Here is a 15774-nt window from a genome sequence, read left to right on the forward strand (position 1 = left end):
GCCGGTGAGGGGGCGCCCGCACAGGGCGCAGCGCACCGGGCGGCGGGCGTCGGGGCGGGCGGCTTCCGGCTGCGGTCCGGGGAAGAGCGCGGGCGGGGGTTCGGAGGATTCCACCCGTGGATCCTCTCAGGCGGGTGTGACACATCAGGGAGGGGCAGAGCGGTGAGCAGGGTCGTGACCATGGGGTCCGCGCCACGGAACGAGGCGGCGGGCGGAGGCGGCGCCGGCGCTCCGGTGGGTCATGCGGTGCTGTGCGCGGACGGCCCGGGGCCCGCTCGCGCGGTGGCGTACGTGGAGCGCGAGTTGCCGCCGGGCGGGATACCCGCCTACCGGGCGGCTCGGCGCGGCGGAGCCCGCTCCTTCGTCCTGTGGGCGGACGAGCACCGCCGGGAGCGGCTGGCCACCCTGGTGACCGTGTCGGCCGGAGGCGGTGTCGCGACGTACCGGGTCCTGGGCGCCCACGGCGAGCTCATCGGGACCCTGGTGCGCGAGAAGGCGCTCCGCGGCCGGGGCCTGCGTACCCGCTGGACGGTGACTCCGGCGGACGGCGACGAGGCGGTGGGTCTCAAGGGCCGGATCGTCTGGTGGTTCGTGTGGTGGCTGTTCGTCCCCGTCCAGACGTTGGTCATCCTGCTGAGTCTCCTCGGCGGTGACGGCGACGCCGCCCGGGGGCCCCGGCGCATCGTGTGGCGCGCGCGCCGGGAGGTGCCGATGGAGTTCCGGTCGGGAGGTGACGCGCTGCACCTGCGCGCGCCCGGATACGACTGGCGGCTGGGCGCGGCGCTCCTGGTGGTGCTGCGCTCGTTCGACAGTCCGCTGCTCGGCAGGGAGTGGGACGACGCCGAGGCGTGACGGCGGATACCGGTCGCCGGCCGCCTCGCCGACGCCGCGGTGGCCTGCCGGGCCCGGGTTCCGGAGGCGTTCACCGAGCGGGACGCCCACCGGAGCGAACAGGGCGACCCCACCGGCCGGTGCCGCGCCCGCGGGGCGCCTCCCCGGGCGGGACGGGGTGAGGTGGCCCGTCCGGATTCGCCTGTCACTCACAGCGGGTACATCGCGGACATAACGGCCCATCGTGGTATCACCGTGAGGACTCGGCGGGGCGGTACGACCCCGCCCTGACTCCGAGGAGACCATGACCATGTCGGCCCGACCGGCCGGGACGCCCGGCACGGAGGCCCCGGATCCCCTCGCGGTGGTCCGCAGCCGGGGGTACGCGGTGCTGCTCCTGATGGTGGCGGCCCTCGGGGTGCCCGTCTCCGCCGCGGCGTTCGGCTTCCTGGCGCTCGTCCACGAGTTGCAGTCCCTGACCTACACGGACCTCCCCCGCGGCCTCGGCTTCCACGGCACGCCGTCCTGGTGGCCGGTGCCCCTGCTGGCCGTGGCCGGTGTGCTGACGGGACTGGCCGTCCGCCATCTCCCGGGCACCGGGGGGCACAGACCCGCCGAGGGCTTCGTGAACACGGGAGCGCCCTCGGCCGCCGAGCTTCCGGGGGTCGCGCTCGCCGCGCTCGCGACCCTCGGCCTCGGCGCCGTCCTCGGGCCGGAGGCCCCCCTCATCGCCCTGGGCGGCGGGCTCGCCGCGGACGCGGTACGTCTGCTCAAGCCCGGCATCGCGCCGGGCGCCGCGGCCATGGTGGCGGCCGCGGGGAGCTTCGCCGCCGTCAGCGCCCTGCTGGGGTCGCCCCTGCTCGGCGCCTTCCTGCTGATGGAGGCGTCCGGTCTCGCCGGGATGATGCTCGGCGTCGCGCTCGTGCCGGGACTCCTCGCCTCGGGCCTCGGCTCGCTCGTCTTCATCGGTCTCGGGTCGTGGACCGGTCTGGGGACGTACTCACTGACCCTCCCGCACGTACCCCACGCCTCACAGCCCACCGTGGCCGCGTTCGCCTGGGCCGTCGCGATCGGGGCCGGCGCGGCCGTCGCCGGGGCGGGCGTCAGGAGGCTGTCCCTCGCCCTGCAGGAGCGGGTCGCGCGGCGGCGGGTGGTCTCGACCGCGGCGATGGGCCTGACGGTCGGCGTGCTCGCCCTCCTCTACGCCGAGAGCTCGGGGAGGAACGCGTCCGAGGTGCTGTACTCGGGCCAGGACGCCCTCGGCGGCCTGCTCGCCGAGGACGCCGCGTACACGGTGGGGGCGCTCCTGACCCTGCTCGTCTGCAAGGGGCTCGCGTACGCGGCCTCACTCAGCGCCTTCAGAGGGGGGCCCATCTTTCCGTCGATGTTCCTCGGAGCGGCGGGTGGGCTGGCGCTGTCGCACCTGCCCGGCCTCGACCCGGTGCCGGCTTTCGCGATGGGCATCGGCGCCATGTGCGTGGCGATGCTCCGGCTGCCGATGACATCGGTCCTGCTGGCGACGCTGCTGCTGGGGTCCGAGGGTGTGACCGTCATGCCGCTCGTGATCGTCTCGGTGGTGGTCTCCTATGTCCTGGTGCTCAGATTCGATCATCCCTCCGGGACCCCGTACACAGAGCCCAGATGACGAAGACGTTGATCGCGATGAGGACGATGGACCAGAACGGGTAGTACGGGAGCCACAGGAAGTTGGCGACGGCCAGGAGCCCGGCGAGCAGAACGCCGACGGCACGTGCCCAGAGAGCGCCGCTGAAGAGCGCGCATCCGGCGAGGACGACGACGATCCCCAGGATGAGGTGCACCCATCCCCAGCCCGTCAGGCTGAACTGGAAGACGTAGTTGCGCGTCGAGACGAACAGGTCGTCCTTGGCGATGGCGGAGATGCCCTCGAGGACGGCCATGGCCCCACCGAAGATCATCATCACCGCCGCGAAGACGGTCCAGCCCGACGCGGCGCCTTTGCGCCCGCGCGTCGAGTCGTGGCCCGTTCGCGTCCCACTCATGCTGCCGGCCATGTCGGCCTCCCGGATCCGCAGCCGATGCGCGGCACGGACGTGCCGGCATGCGGCTTACTCGGCTTACCTGTCCCTTTTCACGCTGGCACGCCATCACCCGATCGGCACCCGGGAGGACCCGCACATATCTCCATTCGGAGATATCATCCCGGATATGAGAGACGAGCGGACTCCCGCATCGGTCGACGACCGGCTCGCGGCCCGCCTGGGCCTGCTGCGTACGGAACGCGGCTGGTCGCTGGAGGAGCTGTCGAAGCGGACCGGGGTGAGCCGGTCGACCCTGTCCCGCCTGGAGCGGGGGGAGCTGAGCCCCACGACGGCGGTCCTCGGTCACCTCTGCACGGTGTACGGGCGGACGATGTCACGCCTGCTGATGGAGGTCGAGGGGGAGCCGCCCCAGCTGGTGCGGAGCGCGCGCCAGCCCGTGTGGAGGGACGAGCGGTCGGGTTTCGTGCGCCGCTCCGTCTCACCACCGCACCCGGGCCTGCGCGCCGAGCTCGTCGAGGGCACGCTCGACGCCGGCGCCGTCGTGTCGTACGAGAACGCGCCCGTTCCCGGTGTGGAGCAGCACATCTGGGTACTCGAGGGCACGGTCGAGATCACCGTGGACGCCATCGCGCACACCCTGCACGCCGGGGACTGCCTGCGCTTCCGGCTGCACGGGCCCTCGCGCTTCCACTGCCCCGGCCCGCAACGGGTCCGCTACGCCGTGCTGATCGTCCTGCCGTGACACCGCCTCACGCACGTCCCCTCCACGCACCACCGGCCGGCATCCGCCGGCCGTGAACACGAAAGGCCTGCTCCATGACCGAGATCGTCCCCGTCTCCGGACCCGAACTGGTCACCTACGCCGACGAACTGGCCGCCCTGCTGATCGAGACGGTGGAGGGTGGCGCCTCCGTGGGCTTTCTCGCGCCGCTCGACCGGAGCACGGCCGCCTCCTGGTGGCGGGAGCGCGCCGCCGCCGTCGACGCCGGACACCTCCAGGTCTGGATCGCCAGGGACGGCGAGCGGGTCGCCGGCACGATCGGCCTGGTCAAACCGGCCCTGCCCAACGCCCGCCACAGGGCGGAGGTCGCCAAGCTGATGGTCTGCCCGTCGGCCCGGGGCCACGGCATCGGCCGTGCCCTGCTCGCCGCCGCCGAGCGGTCGGCGGCCGACGAGGGACTGTCGCTGCTCATCCTCGACACCGAGACCGGAAGCCCGGCCGAGAGGCTGTACCGATCGGCGGGCTGGACGGAGTGCGGGTCCGTGCCGGCCTACGCGGGCGACCCGCAGAGCGTCCTGCAGCCCACCACCTTCTACTACAAGGCGGTCGGCCCCGGGGCCCGCGACCGTCACAATGAGCGGTGACATCACGCTGACGAGGAGAGTCCCCATGTCCCTGCACGACATCCAGCTCCGCACGCTCACCGGCGAGCCCACCACCCTGGGCGCCTACGAGGGCTCGGCGGTCCTGCTGGTCAACGTCGCCTCCCGGTGCGGCCTCACCCCGCAGTACGCGGGTCTGGAGCGGCTGCAGAAGGAGTACGGGGACCGCGGCTTCACGGTGCTCGGGGTGCCCTGCAACCAGTTCGCCGGCCAGGAGCCCGGCACCGCCGAGGACATCCAGGCCTTCTGCTCGGCGACGTACGGGGTCACCTTCCCCCTCCTGGAGAAGACCGACGTCAACGGCGAGGGCAGGCACCCGCTGTACACGGAGCTGACGAAGCTTCCGGACGCCGAGGGCGCGGCCGGTGACGTCCAGTGGAACTTCGAGAAGTTCCTGATCTCCCCGGCCGGCGAGCCGGTCGCCCGTATCCGTCCGCGGACCGAGCCGGAGGCCCCCGAGGTCGTCGCGGCCATCGAGGCGCACCTGCCGCGACGCTGACGGGGACGGCACAGGGGCCGGACCGCGCCGGCCCGGCCCCTGCGCGTGCTAGCGGATCGGCATCCCCGACAGCGTCCGGGCGATGACCAGGCGCTGGATCTCGCTCGTGCCCTCGAAGATGGTGTAGATCGCCGCGTCCCGGTGCATGCGCTCCACGGGATACTCCCGGGTGAAGCCGTTGCCCCCGAGGATCTGTACGGCCTGGGCGGTGACGTCCTTCGCCGTCTCGCTGGCGTACAGCTTCGACATCGACCCCTCCGCCGAGGTGAACGGCTTTCCGGCGCTCGCCATCCAGGAGGCGCGCCAGACCAGCAGCCGGGCGGCGTCGATCCGGGTGCGCATGTCGGCCAGCTGGAAGGCGACGCCCTGGTTGTCGATGATGGGGCGGCCGAACTGGGTACGGGTCTTCGCGTAGTCGAGGGCGACCTCGTAGGCGGCGCGGGCGGTGCCGACGGCCATGGCGCCGACGGCCGGGCGGGATGCCTCGAAGGTCGCCATCGCCGCGTTCTTGACGCGTTCGCCGCCGGCCCTGGCCCGCTCGCGGGCGCGTGCCAGGCGCTCGTCGAGCTTGTCCTTGCCGCCGAGCAGGCAGTGGCCGGGCACGCGGACGTCTTCGAGGACCACCTCGGCCGTGTGCGAGGCGCGGATTCCATGCTTCTTAAACTTCTGTCCCTGGGAGAGGCCCGGCGTGGCCGGCGGGACGATGAAGGAGGCGTGCCCCTTCGACCCCAGCTCCGGGTCGACGACCGCGACCACCACGTGGACGTTGGCGATGCCCCCGTTGGTCGCCCACGTCTTGGTGCCGTTGAGGACCCACTCGTCCTTGGCGGCGTCGTACACCGCGCGGGTGCGCATCGAGGCGACGTCCGAGCCGGCGTCCGGCTCCGAGGAACAGAACGCGGCGACCTTCACGTCGTCGGCGTCGCCGTACATCTGCGGGATCCAGGTGCCGATCTGCTCCTCGGTGCCGTTGGCGAGGACGCCGACGGCGGCCAGGCCCGTCCCGACGATCGACAGGGCGATGCCGGCGTCGCCCCAGAACAGCTCCTCCATGGCCACCGGGATGCCGAGACCCGTAGGGTCGAAGAACTGCTGGGCGTAGAAGTCGAGGGAGTAGATGCCCACCTTGGCCGCTTCCTGGATGACGGGCCAGGGCGTTTCCTCACGCTCGTCCCACTCCGAGGCGGCCGGGCGGATCACGTCGGCGGCGAAGCCGTGAAGCCAGTCGCGGACCTGCTTCTGGTCATCGTTGAGCTCGAACGTGAACTCGGCCATGTTCCCTCCATGCACTTCCGGACCAACCATGCGTTACTCGCGGTAACAACAGTCTGTTACCAGCAAGTAGTCACTGTCAACCGGTCGGCCGCGGATCCACGCCCCGCAGGGCGGGGTGTTACGTTGCCCGGGCGTCAGGAGCGATCGCAGGACAGCCGGCCGGGGCGGGAGAACACCATGGAGACCACACGAGGGGCCGAACGGCAGCGGACCGCGGCCGAACGCCGCCGCCGCGAGCTGCTCGAAGCCGCGGACCGGGTGGTGCTCAGGGACGGCCCCCAGGCGTCGATGAACGCGATCGCCGCCGAGGCGGGTATCACCAAACCCATCCTGTACCGCCACTTCGGCGACAAGGGCGGCCTCTACCGCGCCCTCGCCAAGCGCCATACCGACGCCCTGCTCAGCGCCTTGCGGGCCGCGCTCGACGCCCCGGCGGAACGACGCGCGCGCGTCGAGGCGACGCTGGACACCTATCTCGCCGCGATCGAGGCCCGCCCCCAGGTCTACCGCTTCCTCATGCACCCCTCCGAGGACGCGGCGCCCTCACCCGAGCAGGGCTTCGACGTCGGCCGGCACTCCGCTCCCCTGCTGCGGCGCCTCGGTGAGGAACTCGGCAAGGTGATCGCGGAACGGATCGACCTCGGCCCGGACGGCGAGCAGATGGCCCGCATCTGGGGCCACGGGATCGTCGGCATGATGCACGCGGCCGGGGACTGGTGGCTGGGCGACCGCCCCTGCCCGCGTGAGCAGCTGGTCCGCAGCCTCGCCGACCTCCTCTGGGGCCGGCTGGCCGAGGCCGGCGACCTGCCGGACGGTCCCGGATTCTGAGACCGCGGGGCCGGGATGCGGGGGTGCCGGCCCGGTGTTCCGAGGGAACGTCCGGAATCAGCCGCGCCCCCACGGCGCCCGCCTGGCCGCGCGCAGCGCCTTGGCGCGGCGCAGCCCGGTCAGGCGGTCCGTGTAGACACGGCCCTCCAGATGGTCGCACTCGTGCTGGAGGCAGCGGGCGAACCAGCCCGTGCCCGTGATCCGCACCGGCTCGCCCGTCACGGTCCTGCCCTCGACCACCGCACGGTCGAAACGCGGGGTCCCCGCCTCCACACCGGGGAGTGAGAGACAGCCCTCGGGTCCGCGCACCGTGATCCCGTCCGCCTCGACGAGCACGGGGTTGACGACATGCCCCAGGTGCCGCACCTCCTCGTCGTCCGGGCAGTCGAACACGAACACCCTCAGCGGGACACCGATCTGGTTGGCGGCGAGCCCGACACCCTGGGCGGCGTACATGGTGGCGAACATGTCCTCGACCAGCCGGTCCAGCGACGGGCCGAAGTCGGTGACCTCGCCGCAGGGGCTGTGGAGTACCGGGTCGCCGAGCAGGCTCATGGCGTGCACGAGTCCGGAACTGCCGGGGATCGGGCGGTTTCGCATGGGAGGAAGCCTACGTTCCACGTGACCTCCACGTTCCGCGTGGTGCCGTGGTGCGGTCGTCGCGCCGGACATCGATAGGCTGGGCGCGGACCGATGCAAGGAGGATCTAGGACGATGGCAGGCAACACGGAGCCGTTGTCGCCGCGGGCCAAGCTCGCCGTGACGGCGGGCAAGGCGGCGGCGGCGGTGTCGCGCGCTGCGGGGCGCGGCAGCGGATCGGTGATCGGCGGCCGGGTGGCGCTCAAGCTCGACCCCGACCTGCTGGGGCGGCTGGCGCAGCACCTGGACGTGATCCTCGTGTCCGCGACGAACGGGAAGACGACCACCACGCGGTTGATCGCCGAGGCGCTGCGCGCCGCCGGCCCCGTCGTGTCGAACGCACTGGGCGCCAACATGCCGGCGGGGATCACCTCCGCGCTGGCGGGTGGCTCGGACGCGAAGTACGGCGTGATCGAGGTCGACGAGAAGTACCTCGCCGGCGTCGCCCGCGACACCACCCCGAAGGTGATCGCGCTGCTCAACCTCTCCCGCGACCAGCTGGACCGCGCGGCCGAGACCCGGATGCTGGCCGAGAAGTGGCGTGAGGGGCTCTCCGGCTCCAAGGCCGTGATCGTGGCCAACGCCGACGACCCGCTGATCGTGTGGGCCGCCTCCTCCTCGCCCAACGTGGTGTGGGTCGCGGCGGGACAGGCGTGGAAGGACGACGCCTGGTCCTGCCCGTCGTGCGGCGGCGTGATGCAGCGTCCCGGTGACGACTGGTTCTGCGGCGAGTGCGGTTTCCGGCGCCCCGCCCCGAGCTGGGCCCTCAACGGCGACTACGTCCTGGACCCGCACGGTTCGGCGTGGCCGATCCACCTGCAGCTGCCGGGCCGGGCCAACAAGGCCAACGCCACCAGCTCGGCCGCCGTGGCCGCCGTCTTCGGCGTACCGCCGCAGGTCGCCCTGGAGCGCATGTACCAGGTGCAGGCCGTGGCGGGCCGCTACGACGTGGTCTCCTTCCTCGGCCGCGAGCTGCGGCTGCTGCTGGCGAAGAACCCCGCCGGCTGGCTGGAGACGTTCTCCCTCATCGATCCACCACCCACCCCGGTGATCCTCTCGGTGAACGCCCGGGGCGCCGACGGCACGGACACCTCCTGGCTGTGGGACGTCGACTACACCCAGCTGTACGGCCACCCGATCTTCGTACTGGGTGACCGCAAGCTGGACCTCGCGGTCCGGCTCGAGGTCGCCGGACTCGACTTCCGCGTCTGCGAGAACCTGGACGAGGCCGTCCAGATGGCTCCGCCGGGCCGCATCGAGGTCATCGCCAACTACACCGCCTTCCAGGATCTGCGCCGTCGTGTCGGCAACTGACCCCCGCGCGGGCTCCCCCCGGAGAGGACGAAGCATGAGCAACAACGGCCTGCGGCTGGTGTGGGTCTACCCCGACCTGCTCAGTACCTACGGCGACCAGGGCAACGCCCTGGTGGTGGAGCGCCGGGCGCGGCAGCGCGGCCTCGACGTGGCGCGCGTCGACGTACGCAGCGACCAGCCCATCCCGACCTCGGGCGACATCTACCTGATCGGTGGCGGTGAGGACCGGCCGCAGCGCCTGGCGGCGGAGCGGCTGCGCCGCGACGGGGGGCTGAGCAGGGCCGCGTCCAACGGTGCGATCATCTTCTCGGTGTGCGCCGGCTACCAGATCCTCGGCCACGAGTTCATCAACGACCTCGGCGAGCGCGAGCCCGGGCTCGGCCTGCTCGACGTGGTCTCCACGCGGGGCGAGGGCGCGCGGTGCGTCGGCGACGTGCTCGGCGACATCGACCCGGGTCTCGGGCTGCCGCCGCTGACGGGCTTCGAGAACCACCAGGGCATCACCCACCTCGGTCCGACCGCCAGGCCCTTCGCGCGCACGCGGATCGGCCGGGGCAACGGCACCGGGGACGGCACCGAGGGCGCGTACAACGACACGGTCTTCGGCACGTACATGCACGGTCCCGTGCTGGCACGCAACCCGCTGATCGCGGACCACCTGCTGAAGCTGGCCCTCGACGTGAACGCGCTGCCGCCGACCGACGACCGGTGGTACGAGGCGCTGCGCGCGGAGCGGATCGCCTCGGCGACGCAGCCCGCCTGACGCCCCCGGCCGTCCACGGGCCTCCCCGGCGGCGATCCCGGTGACGGGTCGCGCACGCTGGGGAGGTTCCGTGGGCGGCCGGCGGACGTCCAGCAGTCGGACGGTGGGTACGGTCCCGGCGCCCCGCGCCGGTAGGGTGGCGGGGATCCAACCGGACGACGTGGTCCGGTCGTCGGCCCACGTTGCAAAGGTTTCCCGGGCAATGCGAATTGGTGTGCTCACCTCCGGCGGCGACTGCCCCGGCCTCAACGCCGTCATCCGTTCCGTCGTGCACCGCGCGGTGGTCGATCACGGTGACGAGGTCATCGGCTTCCACGACGGCTGGAGGGGACTCCTCGAGTGCGACTACCGCAAGCTCGACCTCGACGCGGTCGGCGGCATCCTCGCCCGGGGCGGCACGATCCTCGGCTCCTCACGGGTCCAGCCCGCGCACCTGCGTGACGGCGTGGAGCGGGCCCGGGGCCACGTGGCCGATCTCGGCCTCGACGCGATCATCCCCATCGGCGGCGAGGGCACGCTGAAGGCGGCCAACCTGCTCTCCGAGGCGGGGCTGCCCATCGTCGGCGTGCCCAAGACCATCGACAACGACATAGCGTCCACCGATGTGACCTTCGGCTTCGACACGGCCGTAGGGGTGGCGACCGAGGCGCTGGACCGTCTGAAGACGACCGCCGAATCGCACCAGCGGGTGCTGATCGTCGAGGTCATGGGGCGGCACACCGGCTGGATCGCGCTGCACTCGGGCATGGCGGCGGGCGCGCACGCCATCGTCGTCCCCGAGAGGCCGTTCGACATCGAGGAGCTGGCCTCGCTCGTCGGCCGGCGGTTCTCGGACGGCAAGAAGTTCGCGATCGTCGTCGTCGCGGAGGGCGCCAAGCCCCGCGCGGGCTCCATGGAGTTCAGCCAGGGGAAGAAGGACATCTACGGTCACGAGCGCTTCGCCGGCGTCGCGACGCAGCTCTCCGGTGAGCTGGAGCAGCGCCTCGGCAAGGAGGCCCGCCCGGTCATCCTGGGGCACGTCCAGCGCGGCGGCACCCCCACCGCGTACGACCGGGTCCTCGCCACCCGTTTCGGCTGGCACGCGGTGGAGGCGGCGCACCGGGGCGAGTTCGGCATGATGACGGCGCTGCGCGGTACGGACATCACGATGGTCCCGCTGGCCGCGGCCGTGGAGACCCTCAAGACGGTCCCCGCCGAGCGCTACGCGGAGGCACAGGTCGTTCTCTGAGCGCCACGACGCTCCACGAACCGCCCCCGGCCGCACCCGCGGCCGGGGGCGGTTCTACTCTGGAGCGGACAACCGGCACGAAACGGGGACGTCCCCAGCGGGAGTGAACAGATGGAGCACAGCGGGCACGGCGTGAACATGGATCTGCCGCCGTTCACGCTGGGGCGCGGGCTCGAGTTCTCCGCGGACCCGTTCTTCCTCGTCGGCTGCGCCGCCGCGCTGGTCCTGTACGGCTACGCGGTGCTGCGCCTGCGCAGGCGGGGTGACGGCTGGCCGGTCAACCGGTCGGTGTTCTTCGTCCTCGGTGTGCTGACCATCGCCCTGGTGATGTGCACGGGCCTCAACGACTACGGCATGGTCATGTTCAGCGTGCACATGGTGCAGCACATGATCATCAGCATGGTGTCGCCGATCCTCCTGCTGCTGGGCGCACCGGTGACCCTGGCGCTGCGGGCCCTGCCGGTGGCGGGACGGGGCCGGACCGGGCCGCGGGAGCTGCTGCTCAAGCTGCTCCACAGCAGGTACATGAAGATCATCACGCATCCGGTGTTCACGATCCCGCTCTTCATCGCCAGCCTGTACGGCCTGTACTTCACTCCCCTGTTCGACTTCCTGATGGGGTCGAAGACCGGCCACGTCGCGATGATGGTGCACTTCCTCGCGGTCGGCCTGGTCTTCTTCTGGCCGATCATGGGTGTGGACCCCGGCCCGCACCGGCCCGGGTACGTGATGCGGATGCTGGAGCTCTTCGCCGGCATGCCGTTCCACGCGTTCTTCGGTATCGCGCTGATGATGGCGAGCCAGCCGATGGTGAAGGCGTACGAGACCCCTCCGGCCTCCCTGGGCATCGACGCGCTCGGTGACCAGTCCGCGGCGGGCGGCATCGCCTGGGCCTTCAGCGAGATCCCGTCCGTCCTGGTGCTGATCGCCCTGGTCTTCCAGTGGTACCGCTCCGAGCAGCGGACGGCCAAGCGCTCCGACCGCGCGGCCGACCGGGACGGCGACCAGGAGCTGCACGCCTACAACGCCTACCTCGCCTCATTGCAGGCCCGCGGACAGTAGCGGCGGGGACCCCTGTGGGGTGACCATGGCTTCAACGGCCGTGCGGCCGGTGAGGAGCGTGTGCTCATGCCCGGATCCACGAAGACCATGGGAGTGCTCACCGTGGGGACGCTCGTCGCGGTGACGGCGTACACGGTGGCGCTGGGGAGCAACGGCTGGCTCTGGTTCGGCTGGGTGGTGCTGGGACTGGCCACCCTGGGGATGCTCGCCACCCGGGACACCTGAGGACCTCTCCTCTCCCCTCTCCGGATGCCCGTCGTCCCGGCCGGGGGCGGCAGCCCCGCACGGCGTGCGGCGCGCGGCCGGTGACGGGTGGCGTACAGCGTGTGTGGGCGGCGCGGCGGGGACGGGCGGGTCAGGGTTGCGCTGCCTTCGGTCGGCTCCGGCTGTGGTCCCCGCCGGCTCCGGTCCCTCTGCGGGGTGCGCCTCGGCGGGCCCGGGCTCCGGGCCGCCCCGCGCCGCTCGCCATCGAGGACGGGTCTCGTCCTTCGTCCCCCGCGGTTCGCCGCCGGTGTGCGTCGTGCAGCCTCCGGGCCGGGTCCGCTTCGACCCCGTGCGGCGGGTCCGGGCCGGACCGTACCGGCCCGGTGGTGCCCGCCGGAGGTCCGCAACCCCGCCGAAACCGCTTGCCGCCGGGCTACGATCGATCAGCGGAGACGGGCGGCGGTGCGAAGAACCATGGGAGTGCGGTCCCCGTGCCCGTACAGAGCGCGCGGCCGCGTTGCCCGATCCAGCAGACTTGGGGAGAGATCGTGTTCTACTACCTGCTCAAGTACGTCGTCCTGGGGCCCCTGCTGCGCCTGGTGTTCCGGCCCCGCATCGAAGGGCTCGAGCACATCCCCGAGGACGGTGCCGCCATCGTCGCGGGCAACCACCTCTCTTTCTCCGACCACTTCCTGATGCCCGCGATCATCAAGCGCCGGATCACGTTCCTCGCCAAGGCCGAGTACTTCACCGGCCCGGGCATCAAGGGTCGGCTCACCGCGGCCTTCTTCCACAGCATCGGCCAGATCCCGGTCGACCGGTCGGGCAAGGAGGCGGGGCAGGCGGCGATCCGTGAGGGGCTGGGGGTGCTGAGCAAGGGCGAGTTGCTCGGCATCTATCCGGAGGGCACCCGTTCCCACGACGGGCGGCTGTACAAGGGCAAGGTCGGGGTCGCTGTCATGGCGATCAAGGCGGGCGTCCCGGTCATTCCCTGCGCGATGGTCGGTACCTTCGAGATCCAGCCGCCGGGTCAGACCGTGCCCCGGGTCAAGCGCGTCACCATCCGCTTCGGGAAGCCGCTGGACTTCTCCCGCTACGCCGGGCTCGAAGACCAGAAGGCGGCCATCCGGGCGGTCACCGACGAGATCATGTACGCCATCCTCGGCCTGTCCGAGCAGGAGTACGTCGACGAGTACGCGACCAAGGTGAAGGCGGCACAAAGCGCCGAGCAGCCCCGGAAGTTCCCGCGACGGCAGCGCTGAGCGGGGAATCTGCTCCTGGCCGACAACCCTGGCCCGCACGGAGGTGGTGACCGTAGCCTCGCCCGTATGAGCAGAGGACGAGCGTTCGTACCGGGCGCCAGGGGGCAGTGTCACGGGCGGCATCACGGGGCAGATCGGACGAGCCACGGGGCGGGCCCCGGTCCGCGACGGCTGGAAGGTGACGGCCGCCTCGCGCGGGGGCGGCCGCGGCAGCGCGTGGGGCGCGGGCGTGCGGGAAGCGGTGCTCGACAGAAGCGAGGAGGCGCCCTCGCCGGGGCGCCCGGTGGCGGCTGCGACGTCCTGGTCGACATGGTCGACTGCGGCGTGGAGCGCGCCGCGCGACTGAGGGGCCTCTCGGAGCGGATCGGCTCGGCCGTCGTCGTCTCCAGCGGTGCCGTGTTCCCGGACGGCGAGGGACGCGGCTCCGACACCCGGCACGAGCCCGACGGGTTACCGCCGCAGCCTCCGGTGCCGGTGCCTTGAAGGCTGGGGAGGGTCGCGCCCGGCCCGGCGGCGTACGGGCGGCCGGACCGGAGTCCGGCCGCCCCTGGCATGCCGCGGCCGGTTACGGCTTCGGCGTGGCGTGCGGAGTGCAGGTCACGTCGCGGCGGTCGGTCTTCCCGGTGAGCAGGTAGGTGTCCACCCGCTCGTTGATGCAGGGGTTGACCAGTCCGGTGACGCCGTGGGACCCGGCGCCCTTCTCGGTGATGAGGCGTGAGCCCTTGAAACGCTGGTGCAGCTCGACGGCGCCCTCGTACGGCGTGGCCGCGTCACGGGTGGACTGCACGATCAGCACGGGGGGCAGGCCCTTGCCCGTGCGGACGTCCAGCGGGGTCTGCTGCTCGGCCCGCCAGGTCACACAAGGGAGGTTCATCCAGGCGTTGGCCCAGGTCATGAACGGGTTGTCCCTGTGCAGCCGGGTGTTGTCGCGGTCCCACTTCCGCCAGCTGGTGGGCCACTTGGCGTCCGCGCACTCGACCGCCGTGTAGACGGCGTTGCTGTTCTCCGCGGACGCGTTGCCCGCGACGTCCGACATGTCCGGCGCGGCCGCGTCGATCAGCGCCTGGGTGTCACCTCCCAGGTAGGCGCTCCAGGTCCGGGCGACGGGCGCCCACGCGGAGTCGTAGTACGGAGCGCTCTGGAAGAAGCCGATGAGCTCGGCGGGTCCCACGAGGCCGCCGATCGGCTTCTTCTTGGCCGCCGCGCGCAGCGTCAGCCACGCCTGCTCGACCTTCTCCGGGGTGTTGCCGATGTGGTAGACGGCGTCGTTCTCGGCGACCCACGCCTTCCAGTCGTCCCAGCGGGTCTGGAAGGCCACGTCCTGACCGAGGTTGGCCTCGTACCAGATGTTGTCCTTCGCGGGGTTCACCACACTGTCGACGATCATGCGGCGCACGTGGTCCGGGAAGAGGGTGCCGTAGACCGCGCCCAGGTAGGTGCCGTAGGAGACGCCCAGGAAGTTGAGCTTCTTCTCACCGAGCGCGGCGCGGATGACGTCCAGGTCGCGGGCGGTGTTGGGCGTGGTCATGTGCGGCAGCATGTCACCGCTGCGTTCGGCGCAGCCGTCCGCGTATTCGGCGGCGAGCTTGCGCTGCGCGCGCTTGTCGGCCTCGCTGTCGGGCACCGGGTCGGCCTTCGGCGCCTTGACGAACTCCTGCGGGTCGACGCAGGAGATGGGGGCCGAGTGGCCGACACCGCGGGGGTCGAAACCGACGAAGTCGTAGGCCTTCGCGACCTTCGACCACAGCGGGTTCTTGGTGGCGATGCGCTTCGGGAACGCCATGCCGGAGCCACCGGGGCCGCCGGGGTTGTAGAGGAGTGCGCCCTGCCGCTCGGCCTCCGTACCCGTGCTGACGTGACGGTCGACGGCGAGCTTGATCTGCTTGCCGTGCGGCTCGGCGTAGTCGAGCGGCACGGTCACCCAGCCGCACTGGATGGGAGCGGAGATCGCCCAGTCCGCCGGACAGGCCGTCCAGTCGATGCCTGCCTTCGCCGCGCGGGCCGCGGCGAGCTGGACCCCACGGGCCTCCGCGTTGCCGTGGTGACGGCCGTCGGCGCTGGCTGCGGGCGCGGCTATCGCGCCCGCTATGAGCGTGCCCGCGATCAGAGTGCCGGCCGAGCCGAGCACTGCTGTGCGTCTCAAGTGGAACCTCCCCCTGTGCGTTGCGCCGCTCGTGGCGGCGCAGACGTTCGTGTGTCCAGCGGATCCTTTCGTCTGTGGGGTTGCCGAGAACAGGGCGTACACGTGTTTCTTTACCGAACCAATAACCGGTGCTCCGCGTCCCGCTGAGCGGACCACGGGGTGACCCATGGGACGAAAAGCGGTCCAAACGGACCGGTCAGCGGTGTCAGGCGCCGTCGCGGAGCGGATGGGCAAGGCCCGGCCGACCGGGTTTCCGGGGGCCCTCGGCCGCCCCTGGCCGCCGTGTCAGGCCGACCGCCGGCCGGTGGGCTCGCGGTCCGCC

At 71.9% G+C, this 15774-nt stretch carries 16 protein-coding genes; 12 read left to right on the plus strand and 4 right to left on the minus strand.

What is annotated here, in order from left to right; translation table 11 throughout:
- Positions 1–162 precede the first annotated feature (162 nt).
- Both ABZ371_RS16965 and ABZ371_RS16970 read left to right on the plus strand, forming a co-directional pair.
- On the plus strand, positions 163–852 hold the full coding sequence (locus ABZ371_RS16965) for a hypothetical protein (RefSeq protein WP_358679689.1): 690 nt from the start codon (positions 163–165) through the stop codon (positions 850–852).
- A 289-nt stretch (positions 853–1141) separates the two neighbouring features.
- Positions 1142–2476 (plus strand): chloride channel protein, encoded by a 1335-nt coding sequence (locus tag ABZ371_RS16970; RefSeq protein ID WP_358679692.1) that lies wholly within the window; start codon positions 1142–1144, stop codon positions 2474–2476.
- On the opposite strand, the gene ABZ371_RS16975 is transcribed toward ABZ371_RS16970, so the two are convergent.
- Positions 2430–2852: a hypothetical protein gene (locus ABZ371_RS16975; RefSeq protein ID WP_358679694.1), complete on the minus strand. Its 423-nt coding sequence runs from the start codon at positions 2850–2852 to the stop codon at positions 2430–2432. The genes ABZ371_RS16970 and ABZ371_RS16975 overlap by 47 nt on opposite strands.
- Positions 2853–3018: 166 nt before the next feature.
- Between ABZ371_RS16975 and ABZ371_RS16980 the strand changes: the two genes are divergently transcribed.
- The 3 genes from ABZ371_RS16980 to ABZ371_RS16990 all read left to right on the plus strand — a co-directional run bounded on the left by ABZ371_RS16980 (position 3019) and on the right by ABZ371_RS16990 (position 4734).
- Positions 3019–3594, plus strand: a complete 576-nt coding sequence (locus ABZ371_RS16980) for a helix-turn-helix domain-containing protein (protein ID WP_358679697.1) — start codon at positions 3019–3021, stop codon at positions 3592–3594.
- Positions 3595–3668: 74 nt separating this feature from the next.
- Entirely contained in the window at positions 3669–4217 is a 549-nt protein-coding gene (locus ABZ371_RS16985; protein ID WP_358679700.1) for a GNAT family N-acetyltransferase, read from the plus strand.
- A 25-nt stretch (positions 4218–4242) separates the two neighbouring features.
- Positions 4243–4734: a glutathione peroxidase gene (locus ABZ371_RS16990; protein WP_358679702.1), complete on the plus strand. Its 492-nt coding sequence runs from the start codon at positions 4243–4245 to the stop codon at positions 4732–4734.
- Between the two features lie 48 nt (positions 4735–4782).
- Here the strand turns inward: ABZ371_RS16990 and ABZ371_RS16995 are convergent, their stop codons facing one another.
- Positions 4783–6009: an acyl-CoA dehydrogenase family protein gene (locus tag ABZ371_RS16995; protein WP_358679705.1), complete on the minus strand. Its 1227-nt coding sequence runs from the start codon at positions 6007–6009 to the stop codon at positions 4783–4785.
- A gap of 177 nt (positions 6010–6186) precedes the next feature.
- Between ABZ371_RS16995 and ABZ371_RS17000 the strand changes: the two genes are divergently transcribed.
- Complete coding sequence (locus ABZ371_RS17000) at positions 6187–6837, plus strand: TetR family transcriptional regulator (RefSeq protein WP_358679708.1); 651 nt, start codon at positions 6187–6189, stop codon at positions 6835–6837.
- A 57-nt stretch (positions 6838–6894) separates the two neighbouring features.
- Here ABZ371_RS17000 and def read toward each other — a convergent pair whose 3' ends face one another.
- Positions 6895–7437, minus strand: coding sequence for a peptide deformylase (gene def, locus ABZ371_RS17005; RefSeq protein WP_358679710.1), 543 nt, complete (start codon positions 7435–7437; stop codon positions 6895–6897).
- Between the two features lie 114 nt (positions 7438–7551).
- Between def and ABZ371_RS17010 the strand changes: the two genes are divergently transcribed.
- The 6 genes from ABZ371_RS17010 to ABZ371_RS17035 all read left to right on the plus strand — a co-directional run bounded on the left by ABZ371_RS17010 (position 7552) and on the right by ABZ371_RS17035 (position 13309).
- Positions 7552–8790, plus strand: coding sequence for a MurT ligase domain-containing protein (locus ABZ371_RS17010; RefSeq protein WP_358679713.1), 1239 nt, complete (start codon positions 7552–7554; stop codon positions 8788–8790).
- Between the two features lie 34 nt (positions 8791–8824).
- Complete coding sequence (locus ABZ371_RS17015) at positions 8825–9553, plus strand: glutamine amidotransferase (RefSeq protein WP_358679716.1); 729 nt, start codon at positions 8825–8827, stop codon at positions 9551–9553.
- A 202-nt stretch (positions 9554–9755) separates the two neighbouring features.
- Positions 9756–10781, plus strand: a complete 1026-nt coding sequence (locus ABZ371_RS17020; RefSeq protein WP_358679719.1) for a 6-phosphofructokinase — start codon at positions 9756–9758, stop codon at positions 10779–10781.
- Between the two features lie 111 nt (positions 10782–10892).
- A complete protein-coding gene (locus ABZ371_RS17025; protein WP_358679722.1) occupies positions 10893–11843 on the plus strand; it encodes a cytochrome c oxidase assembly protein in 951 nt (316 codons plus the stop codon).
- A gap of 66 nt (positions 11844–11909) precedes the next feature.
- On the plus strand, positions 11910–12068 hold the full coding sequence (locus ABZ371_RS17030; RefSeq protein ID WP_014157621.1) for a hypothetical protein: 159 nt from the start codon (positions 11910–11912) through the stop codon (positions 12066–12068).
- 527 nt (positions 12069–12595) lie between these two features.
- Positions 12596–13309, plus strand: a complete 714-nt coding sequence (locus ABZ371_RS17035; protein WP_358679726.1) for a lysophospholipid acyltransferase family protein — start codon at positions 12596–12598, stop codon at positions 13307–13309.
- 565 nt (positions 13310–13874) lie between these two features.
- Here ABZ371_RS17035 and ABZ371_RS17040 read toward each other — a convergent pair.
- Entirely contained in the window at positions 13875–15452 is a 1578-nt protein-coding gene (locus tag ABZ371_RS17040) for an alpha/beta hydrolase (RefSeq protein WP_358679729.1), read from the minus strand.
- Between the last annotated feature and the right edge of the window lie 322 nt (positions 15453–15774).

It is taken from the genome of Streptomyces sp. NPDC005899 (assembly GCF_040629645.1).
Taxonomy (GTDB): Bacteria; Actinomycetota; Actinomycetes; order Streptomycetales; family Streptomycetaceae; genus Streptomyces.